This is a genomic window from Nocardia crassostreae (assembly GCF_001613405.1).
GTDB lineage: Bacteria > Actinomycetota > Actinomycetes > Mycobacteriales > Mycobacteriaceae > Nocardia > Nocardia crassostreae.
On record NZ_BDCH01000020.1, the window covers coordinates 221,640 to 245,306 of the forward strand.

22 protein-coding genes and 2 pseudogenes are annotated in these 23,667 nt (G+C 68.0%); 13 read left to right on the top strand and 11 right to left on the bottom strand.

The window, feature by feature from the left end; translation table 11 throughout:
* The first annotated feature begins 89 nt into the window (after positions 1 to 89).
* Positions 90 to 1,052: a cytochrome c oxidase assembly protein gene (locus tag NC4_RS21995; RefSeq protein WP_067541377.1), complete on the top strand. Its 963-nt coding sequence runs from the start codon at positions 90 to 92 to the stop codon at positions 1,050 to 1,052.
* A 3-nt stretch (positions 1,053 to 1,055) separates the two neighbouring features.
* Here NC4_RS21995 and NC4_RS22000 read toward each other — a convergent pair whose 3' ends face one another.
* Complete coding sequence (locus tag NC4_RS22000; protein ID WP_067541379.1) at positions 1,056 to 1,811, bottom strand: class I SAM-dependent methyltransferase; 756 nt, start codon at positions 1,809 to 1,811, stop codon at positions 1,056 to 1,058.
* Between the two features lie 335 nt (positions 1,812 to 2,146).
* Here NC4_RS22000 and NC4_RS22005 point away from each other — a divergent pair.
* The 7 genes and pseudogenes from NC4_RS22005 to NC4_RS22035 all read left to right on the top strand — a co-directional run bounded on the left by NC4_RS22005 (position 2,147) and on the right by NC4_RS22035 (position 12,322).
* A pseudogene (locus NC4_RS22005) lies at positions 2,147 to 4,567 on the top strand (GcvT family protein).
* A gap of 2 nt (positions 4,568 to 4,569) precedes the next feature.
* Positions 4,570 to 5,709: an N-methyl-L-tryptophan oxidase gene (gene solA, locus NC4_RS22010; protein WP_067541381.1), complete on the top strand. Its 1,140-nt coding sequence runs from the start codon at positions 4,570 to 4,572 to the stop codon at positions 5,707 to 5,709.
* Positions 5,700 to 6,836: an aromatic ring-hydroxylating oxygenase subunit alpha gene (locus NC4_RS22015; RefSeq protein WP_067541719.1), complete on the top strand. Its 1,137-nt coding sequence runs from the start codon at positions 5,700 to 5,702 to the stop codon at positions 6,834 to 6,836. The genes solA and NC4_RS22015 overlap by 10 nt, the downstream gene beginning before the upstream one ends.
* A pseudogene (locus tag NC4_RS22020) lies at positions 6,830 to 8,327 on the top strand (aldehyde dehydrogenase family protein). The gene NC4_RS22015 and the pseudogene NC4_RS22020 overlap by 7 nt, the downstream one beginning before the upstream one ends.
* A 38-nt stretch (positions 8,328 to 8,365) precedes the next feature.
* Positions 8,366 to 9,913, top strand: a complete 1,548-nt coding sequence (locus NC4_RS22025) for an APC family permease (protein ID WP_067541383.1) — start codon at positions 8,366 to 8,368, stop codon at positions 9,911 to 9,913.
* Entirely contained in the window at positions 9,910 to 11,469 is a 1,560-nt protein-coding gene (locus NC4_RS22030; protein ID WP_067541385.1) for a GMC family oxidoreductase, read from the top strand. Before NC4_RS22025 ends, NC4_RS22030 begins: the two co-directional genes overlap by 4 nt.
* A gap of 55 nt (positions 11,470 to 11,524) precedes the next feature.
* Positions 11,525 to 12,322, top strand: coding sequence for an IclR family transcriptional regulator (locus NC4_RS22035; protein WP_067541387.1), 798 nt, complete (start codon positions 11,525 to 11,527; stop codon positions 12,320 to 12,322).
* A gap of 1 nt (position 12,323) precedes the next feature.
* Here NC4_RS22035 and NC4_RS44070 read toward each other — a convergent pair whose 3' ends face one another.
* The 10 genes from NC4_RS44070 to NC4_RS22075 form a co-directional block, all read right to left on the bottom strand.
* On the bottom strand, positions 12,324 to 12,446 hold the full coding sequence (locus tag NC4_RS44070) for a hypothetical protein (RefSeq protein WP_281186356.1): 123 nt from the start codon (positions 12,444 to 12,446) through the stop codon (positions 12,324 to 12,326).
* 163 nt (positions 12,447 to 12,609) lie between these two features.
* The gene (locus NC4_RS22040) at positions 12,610 to 13,836 is read right to left on the bottom strand and encodes a cytochrome P450 family protein (protein WP_067541389.1); all 1,227 of its coding nucleotides are present in this window, start codon (positions 13,834 to 13,836) and stop codon (positions 12,610 to 12,612) included.
* Positions 13,833 to 14,177, bottom strand: coding sequence for a cytochrome P450 family protein (locus tag NC4_RS42995; protein WP_245721836.1), 345 nt, complete (start codon positions 14,175 to 14,177; stop codon positions 13,833 to 13,835). The genes NC4_RS22040 and NC4_RS42995 overlap by 4 nt, the downstream gene beginning before the upstream one ends.
* Positions 14,178 to 14,231: 54 nt before the next feature.
* Positions 14,232 to 15,092, bottom strand: a complete 861-nt coding sequence (locus NC4_RS22045; RefSeq protein WP_245721837.1) for a cytochrome P450 family protein — start codon at positions 15,090 to 15,092, stop codon at positions 14,232 to 14,234.
* Positions 15,089 to 15,691, bottom strand: coding sequence for a GTP-binding protein (locus tag NC4_RS22050; protein ID WP_084529600.1), 603 nt, complete (start codon positions 15,689 to 15,691; stop codon positions 15,089 to 15,091). The genes NC4_RS22045 and NC4_RS22050 overlap by 4 nt, the downstream gene beginning before the upstream one ends.
* Positions 15,672 to 16,025 (bottom strand): DUF742 domain-containing protein, encoded by a 354-nt coding sequence (locus NC4_RS22055; protein ID WP_067541391.1) that lies wholly within the window; start codon positions 16,023 to 16,025, stop codon positions 15,672 to 15,674. Before NC4_RS22055 ends, NC4_RS22050 begins: the two co-directional genes overlap by 20 nt.
* A complete protein-coding gene (locus tag NC4_RS22060) occupies positions 16,022 to 16,435 on the bottom strand; it encodes a roadblock/LC7 domain-containing protein (RefSeq protein WP_067541393.1) in 414 nt (137 codons plus the stop codon). Before NC4_RS22060 ends, NC4_RS22055 begins: the two co-directional genes overlap by 4 nt.
* Positions 16,432 to 17,043: a hypothetical protein gene (locus NC4_RS22065; RefSeq protein WP_067541395.1), complete on the bottom strand. Its 612-nt coding sequence runs from the start codon at positions 17,041 to 17,043 to the stop codon at positions 16,432 to 16,434. Before NC4_RS22065 ends, NC4_RS22060 begins: the two co-directional genes overlap by 4 nt.
* Positions 17,044 to 17,116: 73 nt before the next feature.
* On the bottom strand, positions 17,117 to 18,322 hold the full coding sequence (locus NC4_RS22070; protein ID WP_245721838.1) for a sensor histidine kinase: 1,206 nt from the start codon (positions 18,320 to 18,322) through the stop codon (positions 17,117 to 17,119).
* Between the two features lie 223 nt (positions 18,323 to 18,545).
* Positions 18,546 to 18,824, bottom strand: a complete 279-nt coding sequence (locus tag NC4_RS22075; RefSeq protein WP_067541397.1) for a hypothetical protein — start codon at positions 18,822 to 18,824, stop codon at positions 18,546 to 18,548.
* Between the two features lie 147 nt (positions 18,825 to 18,971).
* Here NC4_RS22075 and NC4_RS22080 point away from each other — a divergent pair, with 147 nt between their 5' ends.
* The 5 genes from NC4_RS22080 to NC4_RS22100 all read left to right on the top strand — a co-directional run bounded on the left by NC4_RS22080 (position 18,972) and on the right by NC4_RS22100 (position 23,582).
* Complete coding sequence (locus NC4_RS22080) at positions 18,972 to 19,961, top strand: zinc-binding dehydrogenase (protein ID WP_067541399.1); 990 nt, start codon at positions 18,972 to 18,974, stop codon at positions 19,959 to 19,961.
* A 314-nt stretch (positions 19,962 to 20,275) separates the two neighbouring features.
* The gene (locus NC4_RS22085; protein WP_157555045.1) at positions 20,276 to 20,848 is read left to right on the top strand and encodes a hypothetical protein; all 573 of its coding nucleotides are present in this window, start codon (positions 20,276 to 20,278) and stop codon (positions 20,846 to 20,848) included.
* Positions 20,849 to 21,003: 155 nt separating this feature from the next.
* Positions 21,004 to 22,380, top strand: a complete 1,377-nt coding sequence (locus tag NC4_RS22090) for an MFS transporter (RefSeq protein WP_067541403.1) — start codon at positions 21,004 to 21,006, stop codon at positions 22,378 to 22,380.
* Positions 22,370 to 22,789 carry a MarR family winged helix-turn-helix transcriptional regulator gene (locus tag NC4_RS22095; RefSeq protein ID WP_067541405.1) on the top strand — a complete coding sequence of 140 codons (420 nt, stop codon included), beginning with the start codon at positions 22,370 to 22,372 and terminating at the stop codon, positions 22,787 to 22,789. Before NC4_RS22090 ends, NC4_RS22095 begins: the two co-directional genes overlap by 11 nt.
* 76 nt (positions 22,790 to 22,865) lie before the next feature.
* The gene (locus tag NC4_RS22100) at positions 22,866 to 23,582 is read left to right on the top strand and encodes an N-acetylmuramoyl-L-alanine amidase (RefSeq protein ID WP_245721839.1); all 717 of its coding nucleotides are present in this window, start codon (positions 22,866 to 22,868) and stop codon (positions 23,580 to 23,582) included.
* The last annotated feature ends 85 nt before the right edge of the window (positions 23,583 to 23,667 follow it).

Consider the following 23,667-nt stretch of genomic DNA (forward strand, 5'->3'; position numbering starts at 1 on the left):
GCAATACATCAGTGTGGCCCCCGGGGGCGAACAGTGCGAATCGGGCAATCTACTATTCTCCTACGTAGGTTTGGGTGACAGCGGGAGGGATGCGGGCCATGGTGAGTGCGGGCGCGGTGCATCTGCCGGAGGTGGCGCCGACGCTGCCCGCACTGCTGGCCTGGAATCCGCAACCGGTGCCGGTGCTGCCTGCGCTCGGAATCCTCGCCGCTGTGCTCTACGGCTGGGGCGTATGGCGGATGAAGGCCGCGGGCCGCGACTGGCCCTGGTGGCGGACCGCCTGCTTCATGACCGGAAGCGCTGCGCTGGTGGCGGTTACGGGTCTGGCCATCGAGGGCTACGGGTACAAACTCTTCAGCATCTGGATGTTTCAGCACCTCACGCTGTCCATCGCGATCCCGCCGCTGTGGGTGCTGGGTTCGCCCGGACTGCTGCTGTTGCGCGCGACCTCGCATCGGGGCGCGGGCCGCGTGGTGCTGGCGACCGCGCTGGCCGGGCTGCGCGGCCGGATCGGCCGAATCCTCCTGCATCCCGGCGTGACGATCCCGCTGTTCCTGTTCAGCTACTACGGCCTGTACCTGACCCCGTTGCTGGACACCGTCGGATCCCGCTGGCCCGGCCATATCGCCCTGGAACTGCTGTTCCTGGTGTCCGGCCTGCTGTTCATCATCCCGGTGCTGTCCACCGGCCCGCTGCCGATGCGGCAGAGCAATCTGGGCCGCTTCTTCGACATCTTCCTGGAGATGCCCCTGCACGTGTTCATCGGCGTCGTCCTCATGATGGGCTCGACCCCGATGATCGCCGTGTTCGCCGACCCGCCCGCCGCCTGGGGCGTGGACGTCCTCGCCGATCAGAAACTGGCGGGCTCGCTGGCCTGGTCCTACGGTGAACCCGCCGCGCTGATCATCGTGACCATCTTCGCGATTCGCTGGCGCCGCGACGAACAGCGCGAGAACGCCAGGGCCGAACGCTTTTCCGCGGCGGCCGCGGCGGCCGCGGCGGACGAACTCCGCGACTACAACGCCTACCTGCGCACCCTGCACGGCCGCTGAGCGTCAGCGCGCCCGCCCGGTGGTGGTGAACAGCCGCGGCGACCACAACATCAGTTCGGGCTGGGTGAGCGCGGCGGCATCGTCGCGCAGCGCTGCCGTTGCCGCGGGCGAGGTCTGGAGCAGCCTGCTGTAGAGCGCGAGCAACCGGCAGCCGGAACTATTGCCGGTCCAGGTGGTGCTCGCGGTGTGCGTGGTCACGGTGGACAGTCCGGCGGCGAGGAAGGCCGTGGGCGTGCGCCGGGCCCAGTCGAAATCGATTCCGGCCGCACCCGCCGCCGCACGCAGCGCGGCGGTGACGCGTTCGGCGGCCGCCCCGCTGGTGGCGTCGGGTGCGTTGATGACCGGTTCGGTCTCCGGGCGATCCCAGTCGGAGATCATCAGCACCCCGCCGGGCTTCAAGGCCGGGACGAGTCGCGCGACCACCCGTTCGGGCTCGGGCAGCCGCATGAACAGCAACCGGGCATGGATCAGGTCGAAACGCCCGGGCAGGGGATCGGTCCGCACATCGTGCACCGCCACGTCGACCGTGTCCGGCACCCGGATGCGGCCCGTGTGCAAATCGGTCGCCAGCACCGATGCCCCGGTCGCCGACATCCAGTTGGCGATATGGCCCGCGCCGGAACCGATATCCCAGCACCGCCATTCGGGCCGGATACCCAGCGTCCGCAGCACCGCGATGCTGGGTTCGTTGAGGATTTCGCCGAGCAGTCGCAACCGCTCGGCGGTCAGCTCGCCGCCGTCCTCGAACGGATCGGCCATCACCCACCTCACTCCGCGTAGTCGCCGGACAGATGCTGATCTTGGCAGAGGTTGGCCGGATCCCCGCGCGACGAGCCCGGCGAGTCCGCGCACGAGATCGACGGCGGCCCTCCGGAGGATGCGGGGCGCATGCCGATGCGCGGTGAGCGAGTGGCCGCCGGGCAGCGCGGACCGCCGTCCCGACCCCCTCCGACAGTCCTGGTCGGACGGTGAAACATGCAGGAAACAAAGGGAATACGTATTTCGTCGTTCCGGCTGACAGGGTATCCGGCCGGGCGGAGCATAGTTGCGTATTACGGCACTTGGTGCGCAATACGCAACAACTTGGAGGCGCGGTGATTCAGCCGCGAGTCGTCATCATCGGTGCGGGAATCGTGGGCACGGGCCTGGCCGAGGAGATCACCCGATTGGGGTGGACCGACGTCACCGTGCTCGATCGGGGGCCACTGTTCCGGACGGGCGGATCCACCTCGCACGCAACGGGTTTGGTGTTCCAGACCAATGGATCCAAGACCATGGCGGAGCTGGCCCGGTACACGGTGGAGAAGTTCACCGCCTTGGACGCCTTCGACGCGGTCGGCGGGCTGGAGGTCGCCACCACCCCGGAGCGCTGGCGGGATCTGCACCGCAGGCACGGGTGGGCGAAATCCTGGGGAATCGCAGGCAGCCTGCTCGACCCCGGCGAATGCGCGAAGCTGTTCCCGCTCCTCGATCGGGATCGGATACTCGGCGGATTCCACACGCCCACGGACGGTTTGGCGCTGGCGGTCCGCGCAGCGGAGGAGCAGGCGCGGCAGGCCGTCGCGCGAGGCGCCCGATTCCTCGGTGACTGTGAGGTGGTCGAGGTCCTGCAGCGGGACGGGCGCGTACGGGGCGTCCGCACCGCCGAAGGCACCGAATTCCCCGCTGATATCGTCGTCAGCGCGGCCGGTTTCTGGGGCGCGGAACTGGGGCGCACGGTCGGTCTCACCGTGCCGCTGGTGCCCATGGCGCACCAATTCGCCAAGACCGCACCGGTACCCGCGCTCGACGGCGGGCAACTGCCCATCCTGCGCCATCAGGACGCCGACCTGTACTACCGCACCTACGGCGACCGCATCGGCATCGGCTACTACGGCCACGAACCCCGGCCGGTCGATATGCGGGAGCTGCTGCGCGACACCGCGAACGAGCCCATGCCCTCCATGCTGCCGTTCACCGAGTCCGAGTTCGAACCGGCCTGGGCGGCGAGCCGCGCCCTGCTGCCCGCGCTCGGGGACACCAAGGTGGACGAGGGCTTCGACGGCATCTTCTCCTTCACCCCGGACGGTTTCCCCATCCTGGGCGAGCATCGCGAGCTGGCCGGATTCTGGGTGGCCGAGGCGGTCTGGGTGACGCATTCGGCGGGCGTCGCGCGTGTGGTGGCGCGGTGGATCGTGAACGGCACACCCGGCATCGATCTGCACGAGGTCGATCTGTATCGCTTCGAAGCGGCCGCCCTGAGCCCTGACTTCGTCCGGCGCACCAGCGTGCAGGCCTTCGTCGAGGTGTACGACATCATTCACCCGCATCAATACCGCGCTGCGCCACGGGATGTGCGCACCAGCCCGTTCCACGCCCGGCACCGGGAACTGGGCGCGTTCTGATTCGAGGGCGGCCTCTGGGAACGCCCGGCCTTGTTCGAGGCGAATGCCGGACTGGTGGACGAACTCACCGCGCAGGGCATCGAATTCCCGCCCCGCGACGAATGGTCGAGCAGCTTCTACTCGCCCATCTCGATCGCCGAAGCCGCCTGGACGCGACGGCATGTCGCCATGTACGACATGACCCCGCTGACCCGCTACGAGGTGAGCGGCGCGGGCGCGACCGCCTACCTCCAGGAACTGACGACCAATGACGTCGGCAAGAAGCCCGGCGCGGTCACCTACACGCTCCTGCTCGACGAGAACGGCGGTGTCCGCAGCGATCTCACCGTGGCCAGGCTCGGCGATCAGCACTATCAGGTCGGCGCGAACGGGCCCCTGGACTTCGATTGGTTCATCCGGCGACTGCCCGGCGACGGCTCCGTCACCCTGCGCGACATCACCGGCGGCACCTGCTGTGTCGGCGTCTGGGGCCCGCAGGCCAGGGCGATGGTGCAACCGCTGTGCGCGGACGACCTGTCGCACAAGGCTTTCGGATATTTCAAGGCATTGCGCACTTTCCTGGGCAGCATCCCGGTCACCATGCTGCGCGTCTACTATGTCGGCGACCTCGGCTGGGAGATCTACACGAGCGCCGAACACGGTGCGGCACTGTGGGATCTGCTGTGGCAGGCCGGTGCGGAGCATCGGGTCGTCGCCGCCGGGCGGATTGCCTTCAACAGCCTGCGCCTGGAGAAGGGCTACCGCTCCTGGGGCGCCGACATGACCACCGAACACACCCCGGAGGCCGCCGGAGTCGGGTTCGCCGTGCGCATGAGCAAACCGTCGTTCCTCGGCAAACAAGCCCTCGATGCCGCCCCATCGCCCGAGAAGATCCTGCGCTCGGTCGTTCTCGACGATCCGCATGCCGTCGTGCTCGGCAAGGAGCCGGTCGCGGTCGACGGCGCGGTGGCCGGATACGTCACCAGCGCGGGCTATTCCGCCACCATTGCCCGTACCATCGCCTACGCCTGGCTGCCCGCCACCGTGCGGCCCGGCGATCCGGTCGAAATCGACTATCTGACACACACATTCACGGCCCGGGTGCACGCCGAACCCGTGGTCGATCCCGAGATGTCGCTGATCCGGAGGTAACCATGCCCGACACCTACGACGTCATCGTCATCGGCCTGGGCGGAATGGGCAGCGCCGCCGCCTGTCGCCTCGCCCGCGGCGGCCACCGTGTCCTGGGCCTGGAGAAATTCACGCCCGCCCACAACAAGGGCTCCAGCCACGGCGGATCCCGCATCATCCGCCAGTCCTACTTCGAGGACCCGGCCTATGTGCCGCTGCTGCTGCGGGCCTACGAGCTGTGGGAACAGCTGGCCCGCGACTCCGGCGACGAGGTGTACCGCCTCACCGGCGGTCTCTACATCGGTCCACCGGGCTGCGAGACCGTGGCGGGCAGCAGGCGCGCCGCCGAGGAATGGTCGCTGCCGCACGAGATCCTGTCAGCCGGTGAGATCCGTTCCCGCTTCCCGAATTTCACGCCCAGCGCCGAGCACATCGGGCTGTACGAGGAACAGGCCGGATTCGCGCGCCCAGAACTCACCGTGGGCGCACATCTGGATCTGGCCGCGGCGGCGGGCGCGACCCTGCGCTTCGGCGAGCAGGTCGAGGACTGGCACGACAGCGGCGCCGGGGTCACCGTCACCACCGGCTCGGGCAGCTACTCCGCCGGGCAACTGGTGATCTGCCCCGGCGCCTGGGCTCCCGCCCTGCTGGCCGATCTCGGTGTCGCCATCGAGATCGAACGCCAGGTCATGTACTGGCTGGATCCGGTCAACGGCAGCAAGAACTTCGACCACGACCCCATCTACATCGCCGAGAACGACGCGGGCGCACAGATCTACGGGTTCCCGGCCATCGACGGCCCCGACGGCGGCGTGAAGACGGCCTTCTTCCGCAAGGGCACCGCGTGCGGTCCGGACACCATCGATCGCACGGTGTATCCCGACGAGATCACCGAAATGCGCACGCGCGTCACCGAATTGCTGCCCGCGCTGGCCGGTCGCGCCATCCACACCGCCACCTGCATGTACTCCAATACCGCCGACCAGCATTTCGTCATCGCCCGCCACCCGGCGCACACCGCGGTCACTGTCGCCTGCGGATTCTCCGGTCACGGCTTCAAATTCGTGCCCGTCGTCGGCGAGATCCTCGCGGAGCTCGCCATGACGGGGACGACCGGCCACCCCATCGATCTGTTCGCTCCGCAAAGGCTGGTATCCCTGTGACCTCGGACCTGATTCCCACCCTCGGCGGTGAGTACTACTGTGATCCAGCGGTTTTCCGCGCCGAGCAGGAACACATCTTCGAAACCATGTGGTTCTGCGCGGCCCGCACATCGGATATCGGGGAGCCGGGCGTCTTCCGCCGCGTCCAGGTCGGCCGCGAGAGCGTGCTGCTGGTGCGCGGGCAGGACGGCGAACTGCGCGCCTTCCTCAATATCTGCCGCCATCGCGGGGCCATGATCTGCACCGAATCCGAAGGGCAGGTGCGCCGTACGCTGCGTTGCCCCTACCACGCCTGGACCTACGCGCTGGACGGAAAGCTGGTCGCCGCACCCAATATCAAGTCCCTGCACGATGATTCGGGCGCACCCATCGACCGTATCGCCTACGGTCTGGTGCCGGTCGCGCTGCGGGAATGGCTGGGCTACGCCTGGGTCTGCCTGGCCGACGATCCGCCGTCCTTCGACACCGATGTCATGGGCGCGGTCACCGGCAGACTGGGCGATCCCGCCGCCATCGACCACTACGGCATGGACCGCCTCACGGTCGGCAAACGCGTCGTCTACGATGTGGCCGCCAACTGGAAGCTCATTGTCGAGAACTTCATGGAGTGCTACCACTGCGCCACCATTCATCCCGAACTGGTGGAGGTGCTGCCGGAATTCGCCGGTGGATACGCCGCGCAGTACTACGTGGGCCACGGCGCCGAATTCGGCGAGCGCATAGCCGGATTCACCGTCGACGGTCGCGCCGGTTTCGATCCGCTGCCCGATCTGGCGCCGGAGCAGGATCGCAAATACTTCGCCATCACCATTCGCCCGACGGTGTTCGTGAACCTGGTGCCCGATCACGTCATCTTCCACCGCATGTACCCGATGGCGCACGACCGGACCATTGTCGAATGCGATTGGCTCTATGCGCCCGATGTGGTCCGTTCCGGCGGTGCGCTCGAGCATTCCGTGGAACTGTTCCACAGGGTGAACGAACAGGATTTCGCGGCGTGTGAACGCACCCAGCCCGCCATGTCCTCGCGGGCGTATCGGCAGGGCGGGGTGCTGGTGCCCGCCGAGCACCACATTGCCGAATTCCACGAATGGACCCGCAAGCGGATCGGCGACGCGCAATGTTAGACGAGCTCTGTAGTGCGCCGAATCTGTATATCGACGGCAAATGGGTGCACGCAGCCGGTGGCGGCACCCGCGATATCGTGAATCCGGCCGACGGCACGGTGATCGTCACCGTGGACGAGGCCGATCGCGCCGATGCGGTGACGGCGGTGGCCGCCGCGCGCGCCGCCTTCGATACCGGTGGGTGGCCGTCGACACCGGTGGCCGAGCGGATCGCCCCTGCTGGAACGCATTGCCGAACTGCTCGGCGCGGAACGCGAGGCGCTGGCCCGGATAGAGACCCTGGACACCGGAAAAACCCTGCGCGAGAGCCATATCGACATCGACGATGTGATCGCGGTCTTCCGGTACTACGCCGCGGCTGGCGGCCACCGGCGCGGACCGGCTCGTCGACACCGGCAATCCGGCGATCATCAGCCGGGTGGTGCGTGAGCCCGTCGGGGTGTGCGCGCTCATCGCGCCGTGGAACTATCCGCTGTTGCAGATGTCGTGGAAGATCGCGCCCGCGCTGGCCGCCGGATGCACCATGGTGGCCAAGCCGAGCGAGGTCACGCCGCTTAGCACCATTGCCCTGGTGCGGCTCATCGATCGGGCCGGAGTACGGCCGGGGTGGTGAATCTGATCCAGAGCGGCGGGGCCACAGTCGGTTCCGCGCTGACCGACACCCCCGACGTGGATCTCGTATCCTTCACCGGCGGCGCCGCCACGGGCGAGTCGATCGCCCGCAATGCGGCCGCCCACATCACCCGGGTGGCATTGGAACTCGGTGGCAAGAATCCGCACATCGTGTTTCCCGACGCGGATTTCGACAGCGCCGTGGACGCGGTGCTGACCGGAGCGTTCCTGCATTCCGGCCAAGTATGTTCGGCGGGAACACGACTCATCGTGCACGAGTCCATTGCCGAGGACTTCGTGGCCGCGCTCGTCCGGCGCGCCGAGCGGATCACAGTCGGCCCCGGCCTCGATCCGGCCAGCGAAACCGGCCCGCTCGTCTCCGAACAGCACCGAGCCAAAGTGGAAGCCTATGTAGCGCTGGGCATTTCCGAAGGCGCGAAGCTGGTCACCGGTGGCGCGCGCCCCGATGATCCAGCCCTGGCATCCGGAAGCTACTACCTGCCCACCATCTTCGACGACTGCCAGCGCTGGATGCGCATCGTGCAGGAGGAGACGTTCGGCCCCATCCTCACCGTCGAACGCTTCACCACCGAAGCCGAGGCCATCGCACTGGGCAATGACACCGCGTACGGCTTGGCCGCCGGTGTCCGCACCGCCGATACGGCCCGCGGTGAACGCCTCGTCCGCGCCCTTCGACACGGCACGGTGTGGCTCAACGACTTCGGTTACTACACCCCCGCCGCCGAATGGGGCGGATTCGGCCGCTCCGGAATCGGCCGCGAGCTGGGCCCCAGCGCCCTGTCCGAATATCAAGAGACCAAACACATATGGCACAACACCGCACCCTCGGTGGGCGGCTGGTTCGCCGCTGACAACTGAATAGCTCTTGCTGCAATATTTCTGAAAGTTGGGCCGTCATGACGACTACCCGTCCCCCCACTCCAACCCCGGCGACCACCCCCGACCACGGCATGGCCGACTTCGGCTACAAGGAATCCCTGAGCCGCAGAATCGGCAAATTCTCCAGCTTCGCCGCGGGCGTCAGCTATATCTCCATCCTCACCGGCACCTTCCAGATGTTCTACTTCGGCTACGGCACCGCCGGACCCGGGTATTTGTGGTCCTGGCCGCTGGTCTTCGTCGGCCAGCTCGCCGTCGCGCTCTGCTTCATGGAACTGGCGGCCAAATATCCGGTGGCGGGCTCGGTCTACAACTGGGCCAAGAAACTGGGTAATCAGTTCGTCGGCTGGTCGGCGGGCTGGCTCATGCTCACCGCGTCCATTGTCAGCCTGGCGGCGGTCGTGCTGGCGCTGCAATTGAATCTGCCCCGGCTGTGGGAGGGATTCCAGATCATCGGCGACGGCTTCGGGGCACAGGATTTCGCCACCAACGCGGTGCTGCTCGGTACGGTGCTCATTGTGTTCACCACGGTGGTGAACGCCTTCGGCGTGCGCCTCATGGCCATGATCAACAGCACCGGCGTCTTCATCGAACTCGTTGCGGCCGTTGCCATTGCGGTCATCCTGGGTCTGCACGTCACCCGCGGGCCCGATGTCTTCTTCTCCGCCAATGGTTACGGCGCCGAGCAGAGCGGCGGATATCTGGGCGCCTTCCTGATCGCCACGCTCGCCTCGGGGTACGTCATGTACGGCTTCGACACCGCCAGCTCGCTCGGTGAGGAAACGGTGGAACCGCGCCGCACCGCGCCCAAGGCGATTCTGCGCGCCCTGTTGGCCTCCTTCGTGATCGGCGGCGCCATCCTGGTGTTCGCGGTGCTGTCCGCGCCCAATCTCGACGACGACATGCTCGGCACGGTGGGCGGCGGCCTGCAATACATTGTCGAACAGGTGATGGGCGGCACCCTGGGCAAGATCATGCTGGTGTGCATCGTCATCGCGGTGACGGTGTGCGCCCTGGCCGTGCACACCGCCGCCATCCGATTGACCTTCGCCATGGCCCGCGACAATGCGCTGCCGTTCAGCGCGCAGCTGGCCCGAGTCAGTGAGAAGCACAAGACTCCGGTGGTGCCCGCGGTGGCGATCGGCGTGCTTGCGACGCTCATCCTGGTGGTGAATATCGGCCAGCCCAAGGTGTTCACGGTCATCACCTCCATTGCCGTGATCATGATCTACCTGGCGTACCTGGGCGTCACCGCGCCCATGCTGTACCAGCGGCTGTGCGGCAATTGGCCCGCGCGGGATCTGGCCGCGGGCGGGTACTTCACCATGGGGCGCTGGGGTATGGCGGTCAATGTGTTCGCCGTGCTGTGGGGCCTGGGCATGGCGATCAATCTGGCGTGGCCGCCCGCGGCCATCTACGGCAGTCCCTGGTACTACACCTGGGGCGCGTTCCTCTACATCGGCGCCATTCTGGCGGCGGGCCTGATCTGGTACGGGCTGCGGGGAACTCGCGTCATCGGCGTGCTCGCCTCGCACGCGGCCCCGGCGGTTCGGGCGGCGTCATGACCGACACCTTCGACTATGTGATCATCGGCGGCGGTTCGGCCGGATGCGTGGTGGCCGCCCGGCTCAGCGAGGACCCGGACGTCACGGTCTGCCTGCTGGAGGCCGGACCCTCCGATGTCGGCGACGACCGGATCCTGCGCCTGGCCGATTGGATGCACCTGCTCGAATCCGGTTACGACTGGGACTATCCGGTGGAACCGCAGGACAGCGGCAACAGCTTCCTGCGCCAAGCGCGGGCCAAGGTGCTCGGCGGATGTTCCTCGCACAATTCGTGTATCGCCTTCCATCCGCCCGCCGAGGGTCTCGACGAGTGGGAAGCCATGGGCGCCATCGGCTGGGGTGCGGACGGGCTGCTGCCGTATGTGGCCAAGCTGGAACGCAATACGGCCGCCGAGGCGCACCACGGCGACAGCGGCCCGGTGGAGATACGGGATGTGCCGCCGAAGGATCCGTGCGGATACGCCGTGCTGGAGGCGGCCGCCCGGGTGGGATTGCCCACCGTGCAATTCAATCGGGGTGAGACCGTCCGCAATGGCGCGGGCTGGTTCCAGATCAATGCCGACGGCGACAATATCCGGCAGTCGTCCTCGCACGCGTACCTGCATCCGATCCTGGGCACGCGGCCCAACCTCATCGTGCGGACCGGCTGCTGGACCAGCGAAATCCTGTTCGACAAAACGAATTCCGCGATCGGAGCGCGGTACCGGCGGCCGGACCTCACCGGATTCGACACGGTGCTGGCCGTGCGGGAGGTGATCGTCAGCGCCGGGGCCATCGACACGCCGAAGCTGCTCATGCTTTCCGGTATCGGTCCCGCGGAATATCTGCGGGACATGGGTATTCCGGTGCGCACAGACTCGCCGGGCGTCGGGTCCAATCTCGACGATCACGTCGAGGGCCTGGTGTTCTGGGAGGCCGCCTGGCCCATGATCACCGCGTGCACCCAGTGGTGGGAAATCGGCGTCTTCGCCACCACCGAGGACGGTCTCGCCCAGCCCGACCTCATGATGCACTACGGCAGCGTGCCCTTCGACATGAACACCGTGCGCTGGGGCTATCCCACCACCGACAATGGCTTCTGCCTGACTCCCAATGTGACGCAAGGGCATTCGCGTGGCACCGTGCGACTGCGCTCGCGTGACTTCCGGGACAAGCCTCGGGTCGACCCGCGCTACTTCAGCGATCCGGACGGCCACGACGAGCGCGTCATGCTGCACGGCATCCGCCTGGCCCGCCGCATTGCCGAGCAGCCCGCGCTGCGCGACTGGGTGGCCCGCGAACTCGCGCCCGGACCGGAGGCCGTCACCGATGACGAGCTCCTGGACTATATGCACCGCACCCACAACACCGTCTATCACCCGGCCGCCACCGCCCGCATGGGCGCGGCCGACGACCCCATGGCGGTGCTCGATCCGCAGCTGCGGGTCAAAGGCGTGCGGCGGTTGCGGGTCGTGGATGCCTCGGCCATGCCGAAACTGCCCGCCGTGAACCCCAATATCACCGTCATGGTCATGGGGGAGAAGTGCGCCGATCTGATCAAGTCGGCGGCGTCGTGAGCGCGCGATGTCACCGCCACAGCGAAAACCCAGCGCCGCATACACTGGTCGTGTTATGGCTACGCGAGCGGGCGAGGGGTCCGGCAATCGTCGAGACGGGGCGGCAGCGGTGCAGTCGGTAGATCGCGCACTGGCCGCCCTGGAGATCGTGGCCAAACTCGGGGCGGCCGGGGTCACCGAGATCGCGGCCGAACTCGGGGTGCACAAATCCACGGTGTCGCGACTCATCGCCGTGCTCGAATCCCGCGGCTATGTGCAGCAACTCTCCGAACGCGGAAAATACCGGCTCGGGTTCACGGTGGTGCGGCTGGCCGGATCCACCAGTGCGCATATGGATCTGCCGCGGCAGAGCCAGGACGTCTGCGATGAGCTGGCGGCGCGGCTGGGCGAGACCACCAATGTGGCCATCCTCGACAGCGATCGCATCGTGAATGTCGTCGAGGCCGTGGGCTCGGCGGGCATCGCGCTGCGGACCTGGGTGGGCCAGAGCTGCCCGGCGCACGCCACCTCCAGCGGTAAGGCGCTGCTGTCGGAACTGCCCGCCACCGAGCTGCGCGCGCGGCTGGCGCGACGGCTGGAATCCTTCGCGCCCAATACGATTACCGATTTGGGTGTGCTGCGCGCACAGTTGACGCAGGCGCGCGAGCGGGGCTGGGCGGCGTGCGAGGAGGAGCTTGAGATCGGCCTGAATGCCGTCGCCGCGCCCATCCGGGACGCCGAGGGCCGCATCATCGCCGCGCTCAGTGTCTCGGGGCCGTCGTATCGGCTTGCGCCGGAACGGTTTCCGGAGATCGCCGCCCAGGCCGTCGAATCCTGCCGGGTGATCGGCCGCCGCCTCGGCCACACCGGCTGAATCAGTGCGGGACGGGCACCGAGTCCGGCGCGTACACCCCGAGCAGCACCCCCGCGGCCAGCCCGAGGAAGGCGGCGGCGAGCAGGGACATGGGCACGAAGATCAAGGGCAACACCACCCGCATGCTCGGTGCGTGCAATCTCCTGTGCCTGCCTGACATCACTGACCCCTTCACCCGCTGCCGAACCCTGACTCTTATCGAAGGTAATGAGTTAAAGCGCAGTGAGCAAATGTGCAGCAACTATGAATGAGGCCCCCGTCATGCTCGGAGGACGGGGGCCTCGAATTCAGGACAGGTGAATCGGGAAGGCCGCCACATCGTTCTGGGTGAGCACCGGCAGATTGGTGATCTGCTCCGGCGGTACGGCCAGCCGCAGTCCGGGGAAACGGTCGAACAGGGCGGGCAGGCCGATGGCCGCCTCCAGCCGGGCCAGCGCCGCGCCCGGGCAGATGTGCGGACCGTAGCCGAAGGAGATATTGCGGCCCGCGGTCGGACGGGTCACGTCGAATTCATCGGCATCGTCGCCGTGAATCGCGGTGTCGCGGCCCACGGCGCGGTACGAGATCACCACGCCCTCGCCCTTCTCGATGACCGTGTCGCCGACGGTGATGTCCTCGGTGGCGAAGCGCATGAGCAGATGGATGACCGGGCCGTCGAAGCGCAGCGTCTCCTCGATGGCCTGCTTCCACTCCACCTCGCCCTTGCGGACCAGCTCCAGCTGGTCGGGCCGGATCAGCAAGGCGCGCACGGCATTCAGGATGAGGCTGACCGTGGTCTCGTGCCCGGCGGCGACCAGCGCCTTGAGATTGCCGACCACCTCCTCCTCGGTGAGCGGCTCGCCGCCCTCGTCGGCCAGGATGAGCGCGCTGGTGAGATCGTCACCGGGCGCGGCGGTCTTGCGGCGCACCATCTCGGTGAAGTAGACGTCCAGATCCTCGATGACCTGCAAGCGCTCGTCCTGCGGGGTGACCATCGAGAAGAACTTCTTGTATGCCTCCAGCAGCATCGGCTGATCGGCGCGCTCGACGCCCATGAGCTCGCTGATGACGCGCATGGGCAGCGGGTAGGCGAAGACCTGCTTGAGATCGACGACCGCGCCGTCGCGGCCCGCCTCCTCCAGATTGTCCAGGAGTTCCTTGGTGAGCCGCTCGATGGACGGGCGCAGCGCTTCGAGGCGGCGCGGGGTCAGCGCCTGGGTGGTCTTGATGCGCAGCCGCCGATGCTCGGCCCCGTCCACGGTGAACATGGAGCGACCGGCATCGATCATGCCGATGAGCGGCCACTGCCGGGTCACCACGCCCGAGGTCCACAGCCCCCAGGATTCGATGTCCTTGACCAGCCGGGTGTCGGTCACCAGCTGACGGGCCAGCTGATGGTCGGTGACGGTCCACGCGGGAACGCCCAGCAGCTCGATGCGAGTCAGCGGCCCGGCCGCGCGCAGGCGCGCGGTCTCCCCGGCCAGATCGCCCACCATCGGATCGATGGCGATGGAGTGCGGGCATGCAGAACTCACTGGAAACCTCCGACGGCGCGAACTGGGCTGAAAACAACGGGGAGAGAAGTCATTCCGCGCAGGAACGGAGACGGCCGCCGGACCAGATTCTGCGCGGGCACCGCCAGATCGATATCGGGCAACCGGTCCAGCAGCACCTCGATGCCGGTCCGGGCAATGATCTCGGCAATATGCTGGGACGGGAACGGGCAGCGGTATTCGCCGTGGCTGAACGCGAAATGCGCGCTGTTGCCGGTGTACACGGCCGCATCGGAGACCTGCTGGCGCACATACGGATCGGCATTGGCCGCGGCCAGGCCGAGCAGCAGCATGTCTCCGGCGCGAATCACCTTGTCGCCCAAGCGGGTATCGCGGGCGGCCCAGCGACCGGCGAGGATCTGGGTGGGGGTGTCCTCCTAGAGCACCTCGTTCATGGCCTGGCCGACACTGCGGCGGCCGCCGCCCAGGGCGGCGGCGAAGCGATCGTCGGTGAGCATGAGCCGCACCGAATTTCCGATCCAGTCCGAGGTCGGCAGCTGACCGGCGGCCACCACGGTCATCAGGTCGAGCATGTACTCCTCGTCGGTGAACGGCTCGGGGTAGGCGAGCATGCGCGAGACCACGTCGTCGCCGGGGACCGCGCGCTTGCGGGCCACCAGCTGGGCCATGGCCTGGCCGAATTGCATATGTGCCGCTTGGGCATCCGCGCCGCCGTCGGCCAGGGTCTTCATGGTCCAGGCCAGGTGCGGGCCCTCCTCGTCGGGAATGCCCATGAGCCAGGCCAGCGCCAGGACCGGCAGTGGTTCGGCGAATTCGGCCACCAGATCGGCGGTGCCGCGGCCGCAGAAGGCATCGATCAGGCCGTCGGCCAGATTCTCTGTGACACGGCGCAATTCGAAGGGGTCCACGGCTTCCAGGGCGGGTTCCACCATGGCCACGTGGCGGCGGTGCTCGGCCCCGGCCGTGAAGTAGATGGACGGCATGGGCTGGCCGACCATGGGCAGCAGCGGCCAGTCCTCCGGAATATTGCCCCACTGGTTCCACAGGCTCACATCGCGGGGGAACAGCTCCGGGGAGTTGGTGACCTGATGCATCTCCCGATAGCCGATGACCAGCCAGGCGGGCACCCCGCCGGGTAGCTCCACCGCCACCACCGCGCCGTGATCGCGGCGCATCTCGTTGTAGAGGGCATGCGGATCGGTGTGGAAGCGGGGGCCGCTGAGCGGGACGACGCCGTGCTGCACCGGGCAGCCACCGGCTTGCGCGGGCGAGGTCATTGCGAGATCTCCGGGTTGTAGAGGTATTCGACCAGCGTGATCAGCACGCTCTTACAGGACTCGCGCTGGCGGGCATCGCATTCGATGAGCGGCACCTGCGGATCCAGATCCAGGGCGTCGCGCACCTCGTCCACGGTGGCGGAGTCGCCGAAGTTGTTGCAGGCCACGATGAACGGCGTGCGCTGATGCTCGAGCCGGTCGATGGCGTACCAGGAGTCGGTGATACGGCGCGGATCCACCAGCACGATCGCCCCCAGCGCGCCGGTGAACAGCCGGTCCCACAGGAACCAGAAGCGTTCCTGGCCGGGCGCGCCGAACAGGTACAGCACGTGCTCGTCGTCGATGGTGATGCGGCCGAAGTCGAAAGCCACCGTGGTGGTGGACTTTTCGGGGGCGAGCGTCGCATCGTCGACGCCGTAGCCGACCTGCGTCATGGTGGCTTCGGTGTCGAGCGGGCGGATCTCGCTGAAGGAGCGGACCATGGTGGTCTTGCCGACGCCGAATCCGCCGACGATGACGATCTTGAGACCCTGGCTGGCATTGGCGCTCAGCGGTGCGTCGGCGCGGGCGGGCCGGGGGTCAGAGATTGCGGAGTCCAACGAGCACCTTCTCCAGGGTGGTGGTGTCGGGCAGCGAATTCCACGCGCCGGTGGTGTAGCTCGGATTCCGCACGGTGATCTTCCCGGCGTGCAGCAGATCCGAGAGCAGGATGGTGGCGATGCCGACGGGGAGCCGCAATTCGGCCGCGATCTCCACGACCGCGGTGGGGCGGCGGCACATATCGAGGATGGCGGCATGCTCGGATTGCATGCCCGGCGACGGATCGCATTCGCTCACAACGAGAGTGACGAGATCGAAGGCGTCGGAATCCGGGCGGCTGCGGCCGCCGGTCAGCGTGTACAGCCGGTCCGGATTCTCGTCTGGCCTGGTCACGACACGCTCGCTCCCCGGACTCTGGGCGCGGCGGCGAGGTGTTCACCGAGCTGCTCTACCAGTTCCCGCATATTGTGGCCGACCAGCCCCGCATCGGCGTCCTCGGCGGCGACCACCGCGATATGCGCTCCCACACCGGCTTCCACAATGAACAGGATGCCGCCGTAGAACTCGGTCATGGACTGCCGCACCCCGCCGCGCCCGTCCCCGAACTCGACGGACGCGCCATGCGAAAGACTCTGTATCCCAGTGGCGATGGCGGCCAGCTGATCGGCACTGTCATTGCCCAACTCGGCGGTATGGCAGATCTTCAACCCGTCCCCGGACAGCAACAGGGCATGCCTGGCGCGCGGCATACGGACGAGCAGTTGCTCCAGCAGCCAGCCCAGCTGCGTGGCGGAGGGTGTCATCGATCGGTCTCCAAGGGCGCGGACGGGGAAGGTGTTGTATTGCCGCCATTGTCGCCACCGTTCATCGCACGCTGGAACGCCCCCATATTCGAGGGCGACGGCGGCCGGAACGAGGCGGGCGGCGGCGTACCGGGGGCGGACAGCCCATCGGGATGGACGGCGGCCAGCGTGCTGCCACGCCGCCGCCTGGGCAGCCCGGACCCAACGGGCGTAGCGGATCCGTCACCGGACTCCGCCGGAATGGACGCGATATCGGCCGACGGCGCATACGCGGAATGCGCGGGATCCAAATCGGCCAGCGGCGGCGGCGCGCCGAAAAGCGCCTGCGCACTGTCGGAAAGCCCCGTATCCGCCGACGACAACGCCGGTTCGAGCCCGGAATGCCCCGAGCCACCCATCCCGGGCACCATGCCCAAGTACCCGGCACGGGAATCGGACTCGCGCGCCTCGCCCGCCATCTGCTGTTGATCGCCAGCGTCGACCCCGTGCGGCAGTTCTCCGCTCGCACCCGAGGTGGGCAGAGAGGGCAGCGCGCGGTCGTCGGCTGCGCGGGAAGGCAGTTCGCGATGCTGACCATCGGACGTGCGGGAGGGGAGTTCCTGGCGCACGTTCGCTCCAGTCCCGGAGGGCAATTCGCGCCTCTCACCTGCAACAGGGCGGGAGGGAAGGCTGCGGACCTTATCAGGGGCGAGCGACGGCAGTGCTCGGTCCTCGGTCGCGGCGCTGGCGGGTGGGGAGTTCGCGGCGCTCACCGGCCGGGGTGCGGGAGGGCAGGGTGTCGGCGTGGGTGGTGAGGACGCGGTGGGTGTCGGTGGAGGGGCGGGTGGGGAGGGTTGCGACGGCTGTGAGGGAGCCGGTGTTGCGTTCGAGGCGGGTGGTCAGTTCGCGGGGGACCACCACGACGACCGCGGAGCCGCCGATGGCGGAGGGGCGGTAGGACACGGTGAGTTCGTGTTTGCGTGCCAGGTGGCCGACGACGGCCAGGCCGAGGCGGGTGCCGGAGAGGGAGGAGAGGTCCGAGCTCCGGCCTGGTTGGCCGGACACCGTGGATTCGGCGCGGCGCAGGGCGGATTCGCTCATGACCAGGCCGCTGTCTTCGATGGTGATGACCACGCCCGCGGGCACCTCGGCGGCGTAGACGTGCACTTCGGTGGTGGGCGGGGAGAAGTTGCAGGCATTGTCGAGGAGTTCGGCGAGGGCGTGCATGACGCCCTCCGCCGCGTGCCCGGCAATGGCGATCTCGGCCACGGCGCGCAGGCGCACTCGCTGATAGCCCGCGACGCGGCCCATGGCGCCGCGCAGGATCGACTCCATGCCAATGGGTTTGGCCCAGCGGCGGCCCGTGCGCGCGCCGCTGAGCACCGCGATGCTGTCCGCTAGTCGTCCGGCCTGCGCCGTGCGGTGATCCAGTTCCAGCAGATCGCCGAGCACCTTCGGATCCGCGTGCCGATGCTCCATCTCACGCAGTTCGGCCAGCATGCTGGTGCTCATGGCCTGCATGCGCCCGGCCGCACCCGCGAAGGCGGCCATGGCGGCGGCGCGCCGATTGTCGCTGTCCTTGGCCTCGCGCGTCTTGGCCGCGATGGACTGCTCCAGCGGTTCGACCCGGGCATGCGCCTCGACGATCCGCGCCTCGGCCGCGGCCTGCGCGGCGGCGATCCGGGCATCGGCGTCGGTCACGGTGAAGTCGATGCTGGTCTGCGCCTGGGCCTCGGCCGCCGCGGCCAGTTGCCGCGCCTGCCTGACCTGGGCGCGGTAGTACACCGCCAGGGTGACGGCCACGCACAACAGCACCGCCGCGGTCGCCCCGCCCGCCATCAGCGGTATTCGAAAGTCCTCCGGCGCAGCGTAAACGCCCGCCGCAACGGCCGCGGTGGTGAGTACCACGCACGCCAGCAGCGTCCGAACCGGCAGACGCGCACTCCGAACGGCTTCGTTCGTACCGTCCGGAGGATTAGATGACTCCGACAAGCTTTCGCACTTCCGCACTCACGTTCACCGGGGCACCTACCCCGATGCGGCCGCACCCCGCGGTTGCCACGTCAAATACGCGCACCGGCAAGAGGTTTCGAACCTAGCGGACGAGCATAGGCTTCTGAGACGGTCCGCGCTACCCGAGGGCGAACGGCCCGGCAAGCGCGATCCCGGTGAGCAAGATGCCCGCAACCAAGCCGTAATCCGCTGTGTCGCCGCCGTTTCCGTGGCCATATACCGGAATGCTCTCAATCATCCAGGTCGAGGGGATATTCACCGATCTCCTGGTCCACGTCGTCCGCGGCGGGGCGCGGGCGGTGCCGACCAGCGCGGGAATGGCGTCAGCGAGCGCCGGGATACTGCCGACCGCGCCCCGGTAATCGGGCAGGTGAATCTCGGGCAACAACAGCGTCACCCCCGGCGGCGTCCAGCATCGAGGTGCATCGGATACGGGTCGGGTCGTTCGCCTGCGGCGTAATCCGGGCGTTACGGCTTGACCTCAACAGTGCTCGAGGTTCGAGGGTTGTGTAGTCGATTGCTCGTCGAAATGGGAGGCAGAGAGATGCGGGTTGTGGAGGCCAAGGCGTTCGGGGATCCGGAGGTGCTCACGGTGGCGGAGGCGCCGGAACCGGTGGCCGGTGCTGGACAGGTGGTCGTGGCGGTCGAGGCGATCGACGTCATGTTCCTCGACACCCTGATGCGCAGCGGGTGGGCGAAGGACTTCTTCCCGGTGGAGCCGCCGTTCGTGCCTGGTGGGGCGGTCGCCGGGGTCGTGGAGTCGGTCGGGGCGGGAGTGGATGCCGGGTGGGTCGGCAAGCGGGTCGCCACCTCGACGGCCGCCAGCGGGATCGGCAGTGGGACGCCGACGGGCGGTTATGCCGAGAAGGCGCTCGCGAAGGCGGAAAGCCTGGTGCCCGTGCCCGAGGGGCTGGATATGGGCAAGGCGGTGGCGCTGGTGCACGACGGCCGGACCGCGCTGGCGGTCATGGCGCGGGCCGCCATCGAGCCCGGCGAATGGGTGCTGATCACCGCCGCCGCAGGCGGCTTGGGCACGCTGCTCATCCAGATGGCGCGCGCGGCGGGCGCACAGGTAGTCGCGGCGGGCCGCGGCGCGGCGAAACTCGAGCTGGCACAGCGGCTCGGCGCGAACGCCGTGGTCGACTACTCGGGCGAGGACTGGGTCGGCGAGGTTGAGAAGCTCACCGGCGGCGTCCAGCTCCTGCTCGACGGCGCGGGCGGCGAGATCGGCCGTGCGGCCATGGGCGCCATCGTGGCCGGTGGCCGGATTCTCGGATACGGCAATGCCGCAGGCGGATTCGCGGCCTTCGACGCGGAAGCAGCTGCAGCACAGGGTATTTCCATCGTCCCGCTGTTCGAGATCAGCGCCGGTGAGATCGACTGGAACGCCCTGCTCCAACAGGCGCAGGCCGAGGCTGCCGCCGGGCGGCTGGAGGTCGTCATCGGCCAGCGCTTCCCCTTGGACCAGGCCGCCGCCGCGCACGCCGCCATTGCCGCCCGCGCCGCCATCGGCCGCACCATTCTCACGGTCTGATCCGATCGGATCCGTGCCCCGGTCCGGCGTGTCGGGAACATCTTCGCCGGTACCGGGCCCGCGTCCGGGCAAGCTGGATGCGGGTCGAACTCGACGCGGAGGTGGCTGTGCGCTATCGAGCTGGGTTGATCGGGGCGATAGCGGCAGGGGCGTGTGTATTGCTGGCGTCCCCGGCCGCAGCCGAGCCGGGCGGAGTGGATCCGAATGGGACAGCGCCGCGCCGGCCCACCCCCGAATGGCGATTGCCCGATCCGGGCCGGGCCGAGCCGGTGCCCGAGCGCACGGCGATCTCCCTGCGATCAATGGTCCCGGAGGTGCGGTGGGGGACCGCCAACGAAACCGAGACGCGCGCCGCGTTATCGATCGCCAAGCTCTACATGGCCGACTACGCGCTCCGGCACGGTGACGGCTCGGCGGAGGACAAACAGTTGGGGGAGCGCATGATTCGCCACTCCGACGATGGCGCCGCCGCCGCCATGGCGGCGAAGTACCCGTACGCGATCGACTCGATCGCCGCCGAATACAACCTGACCGCCACCCGCGGCAACGACGACTGGGCCATGTCCTCGACCAGCACCGCCGACGTCGCCGACTTCCTCATGGTGAAACTCCGCAGCGACCCCGAGAGCCCGGTCCTCGAATGGATGACCGACCCCAGCGAGGTCGCCGTGGACGGCACCGTCCAGGACTGGGGCACCGCGCAACTCCCGCACGTAACCGGCACCAAATGGGGTTGGTCCGATATGGGCGTCCCCGAGGTCGCCTCCGCCTCCTTCGGCACCGCCTTCACCGTCACCGCCCACACCTACGGCACCTCCGACGACCAAACCGAAGACGTCCTCGCCGCCATGCCCACCGTCCTCGCCGACCTCCTGGCCCGGTTCTGATCCTGGACATGCGATCACCGGGAACTGGTGGCGGCATCGGCCGAGTAGCCCCCGCCACCAGTTCCCGGTCGACGGTGTTTCAGATTCGGCGGACGTGACGGGGCGCACGGGAGGGGGGGGTGCGCTCGGGAAGGTTTTAGTTTCACAATAATTGTGTGTCTACAACTATTGGCGAGTTGAGCAAGAATCGGAAGACGTTGGTCTTGGTGACGTGCTGTCTCAGCCTGCTCATCTCGTCCATGGACGCGACCATCGTGAATGTGGCGCTGCCCGCGATTCAGGAGGATCTGGGGGCCTCGCTGTCGCGGTTGCAGTGGATTGTCGATATCTATACGTTGACGCTGGCCAGCCTGCTCATGTTGTCGGGGGCCACCGCGGATCGGTTCGGGCGTAAGCGGATGTTCCGGATCGGGCTGCTCGTCTTCGCGGTCGGATCGCTGTTGTGCAGTCTCGCGCCGACCATCGAAATCCTCATCGGTGCACGGTTTTTGCAGGCCATCGGCGGATCGATGCTGAATCCGGTGGCGATGTCGATCATCACCACCGTCTTCACCGGGAAGGTGGAGCGGGCGCGGGCGGTGGGCGTCTGGGGTGCGGTGGTGGGTATTTCGACTGCCCTGGGTCCGCTGGTCGGTGGCGGGTTGATCGACAGTCTGGGCTGGCAGTCGGTCTTCTGGATCAACCTGCCGATCTGTGCCGTGGCGCTGGTGCTCACGACCGTCTTCGTGCCGGAATCGAAGTCGGCCACCCGGCGGGGTATCGACCCGCTCGGTCAGGTGCTGGCGATTCTGCTGCTGTTCACGCTGGTATTCGGCCTGATCGAAGGCATGCCGGTGCTGTTCCTGGTGAGCGGCGCGGCGCTGGCCGGATTCGTGTGGCACGAGGCCCGGCATCCGTCGCCGTTCATCGATCTGCGTTTCTTCCGCAGCTTCCCGTTCGCCTCGGCCACCGTCATCGCGGTCTGCGCCTTCGCGGCGCTGGGGGCGTTCCTGTTCGATATGTCGATGTATCTGCAAGGGACCCGGGGCTTCTCGGCCGTGCACACCGGTCTGCTGTACCTGCCGATGGCGCTCGGCATGCTGATTTTCTCCCCGCTGTCCGGGCGGCTGGTGGGCCATCGCGGCACGAAGCCCTCGTTGCTGGCGGCGGGCACGCTCATGGCGCTGGCAGCCATCGGCCTGGCCCAGCTGCGGCCCGATACTCCGGTCTGGATGCTGATCTGCGTATTCACGGTATTCGGAATCGGTTTCGGCATGGTCAACGCGCCGATCACCACGGCCGCCGTGAGCGGGATGCCGCTGGATCGGGCGGGGGCGGCCTCGGCGGTGGCCTCCACCAGCAGGCAGGTGGGCATCAGCATCGGCGTGGCCCTGTGCGGTGCGCTGGCCGGTGGCGGATTGTGGTGGACCATCACGGCTTTGACCGCCGCCGTGGTCGGGCTCGGCATGGCCGCCAATACCGCGTGGGCGTACGGTACGCGGGATCGCGTCGCACCATTGCTCGAACAGAAGGCCCCAGCCCATGCCGGATGACACTCCCACACCCGATGAGGTCTGGCGGCTGCTCACCCATGTGGTGATGGATACCCGCGATGCCTGGAAGCGCGCCGTCATCGAGCGAACTGGGTTGCCGTTCAGCCGGATTCGCATTCTGCGCCGACTGCGCGGGGGACCGTTGACCGTCAAGGAACTCGCGCACGCCGCCACCATGGACGCGCCTGCGACCACCGTCGCGGTCAACGATCTCGAGGAGCGCGGCCTGGTGGTGCGTGAGATCGATGCGGGCAATCGGCGGCGCAAACTGGTGTCGCTCACCGAGGCCGGGCGCGAGGTGGTGGCCGTGGCGCTGGCCACCCCCGACCCCGCGCCGCCGCGCGTCGCCGAGCTCAGCGCGGCGGAATTGCGCGCGCTGCGTGATGTGCTCCACAAGCTCGAACAGTGAATTCCGGCCTGTCCGGGTCCTGGTTTCGCCGCTCGTCTCCTACGGTGGGGTGGTGCGACAGCGACGGATGAAGGCGATGGCGGCACTCTGCGGTGCACTCCTGATGGCGGCGAGCGGGGGAGCGGAGGCCGCGCCCGCGCAGCCGATATTCGGGCAGGTCGTGGTGATCGATCCCGGTCACAATGGCGGCGGCGCCGCACAACCCGATGTCATCAATGCCCACGTCCCGGACGGTCGCGGCGGTACGAAACCGTGCAATACCACCGGCACCAATGCCAATAGCGGCTACACCGAGCACGAGTTCGACTGGGATGTGGCGCTGCGCGTGCGGGATGCGCTCACGCTGCGGGGGATTCGGGTGATCATGACCCGCGACAGCGATACCGGGGCCGGGCCGTGCGTGAACGAGCGCGGATCGCTCGGCAATACGGTCGGCGCGGCGGCCGTGGTGTCCATTCACGCCGACGGCGCGGCCGCGGGAGCGCACGGATTCCATGTTGCCCACTCTTCGCCACCGCTCAATGACGCCCAGGGTGAGCCCTCGGTCCGGCTGGCCACCATGCTGCGCGACCGCATGGTCGGCGCGGGGTTCGTGCCGTCCACCTATGTCGGTTCCGACGGCTTGAATCCGCGTCCGGATCTGGCCGGGCTCAACTTCTCCGAACGTCCGGCAGCACTGGTCGAATGCGGGAACATGCGTGATCCCGGCGATGCCGCGCTGATCGAATCCCCGGATGGGCGGGCGCGATTCGCGACCGCCATCGCGGATGCCATCGCGGCGTACGTCGGCTGACCCGCCCGCATCCGGCCAGCACACCGGCGTGCGCGACTCGCCGCGCGGTGCATCCGTCTGCCCGGTTTGCCGTGAGTAAATTGGC

What these genes read in the sequence shown, in the direction of transcription:
- NC4_RS21995 (WP_067541377.1), top strand. Translation starts at nt 90, where the DNA reads ATGCGGGCCATGGTGAGTGCGGGCGCGGTGCATCTGCCGGAGGTGGCG.
- NC4_RS22060 (WP_067541393.1), bottom strand. Translation starts at nt 16,435, where the DNA reads ATGACACCCTCCGCCACGCAGCTGGGCTGGCTGCTGGAGCAACTGCTC.
- NC4_RS22035 (WP_067541387.1), top strand. Translation starts at nt 11,525, where the DNA reads ATGGCTACGCGAGCGGGCGAGGGGTCCGGCAATCGTCGAGACGGGGCG.
- solA (WP_067541381.1), top strand. Translation starts at nt 4,570, where the DNA reads ATGCCCGACACCTACGACGTCATCGTCATCGGCCTGGGCGGAATGGGC.
- NC4_RS44070 (WP_281186356.1), bottom strand. Translation starts at nt 12,446, where the DNA reads ATGCGGGTGGTGTTGCCCTTGATCTTCGTGCCCATGTCCCTGCTCGCC.
- NC4_RS22095 (WP_067541405.1), top strand. Translation starts at nt 22,370, where the DNA reads ATGCCGGATGACACTCCCACACCCGATGAGGTCTGGCGGCTGCTCACC.
- NC4_RS22080 (WP_067541399.1), top strand. Translation starts at nt 18,972, where the DNA reads ATGCGGGTTGTGGAGGCCAAGGCGTTCGGGGATCCGGAGGTGCTCACG.
- NC4_RS22025 (WP_067541383.1), top strand. Translation starts at nt 8,366, where the DNA reads ATGACGACTACCCGTCCCCCCACTCCAACCCCGGCGACCACCCCCGAC.
- NC4_RS22030 (WP_067541385.1), top strand. Translation starts at nt 9,910, where the DNA reads ATGACCGACACCTTCGACTATGTGATCATCGGCGGCGGTTCGGCCGGA.
- NC4_RS22045 (WP_245721837.1), bottom strand. Translation starts at nt 15,092, where the DNA reads ATGACCTCGCCCGCGCAAGCCGGTGGCTGCCCGGTGCAGCACGGCGTC.
- NC4_RS22000 (WP_067541379.1), bottom strand. Translation starts at nt 1,811, where the DNA reads ATGGCCGATCCGTTCGAGGACGGCGGCGAGCTGACCGCCGAGCGGTTG.
- NC4_RS22100 (WP_245721839.1), top strand. Translation starts at nt 22,866, where the DNA reads ATGGCGGCACTCTGCGGTGCACTCCTGATGGCGGCGAGCGGGGGAGCG.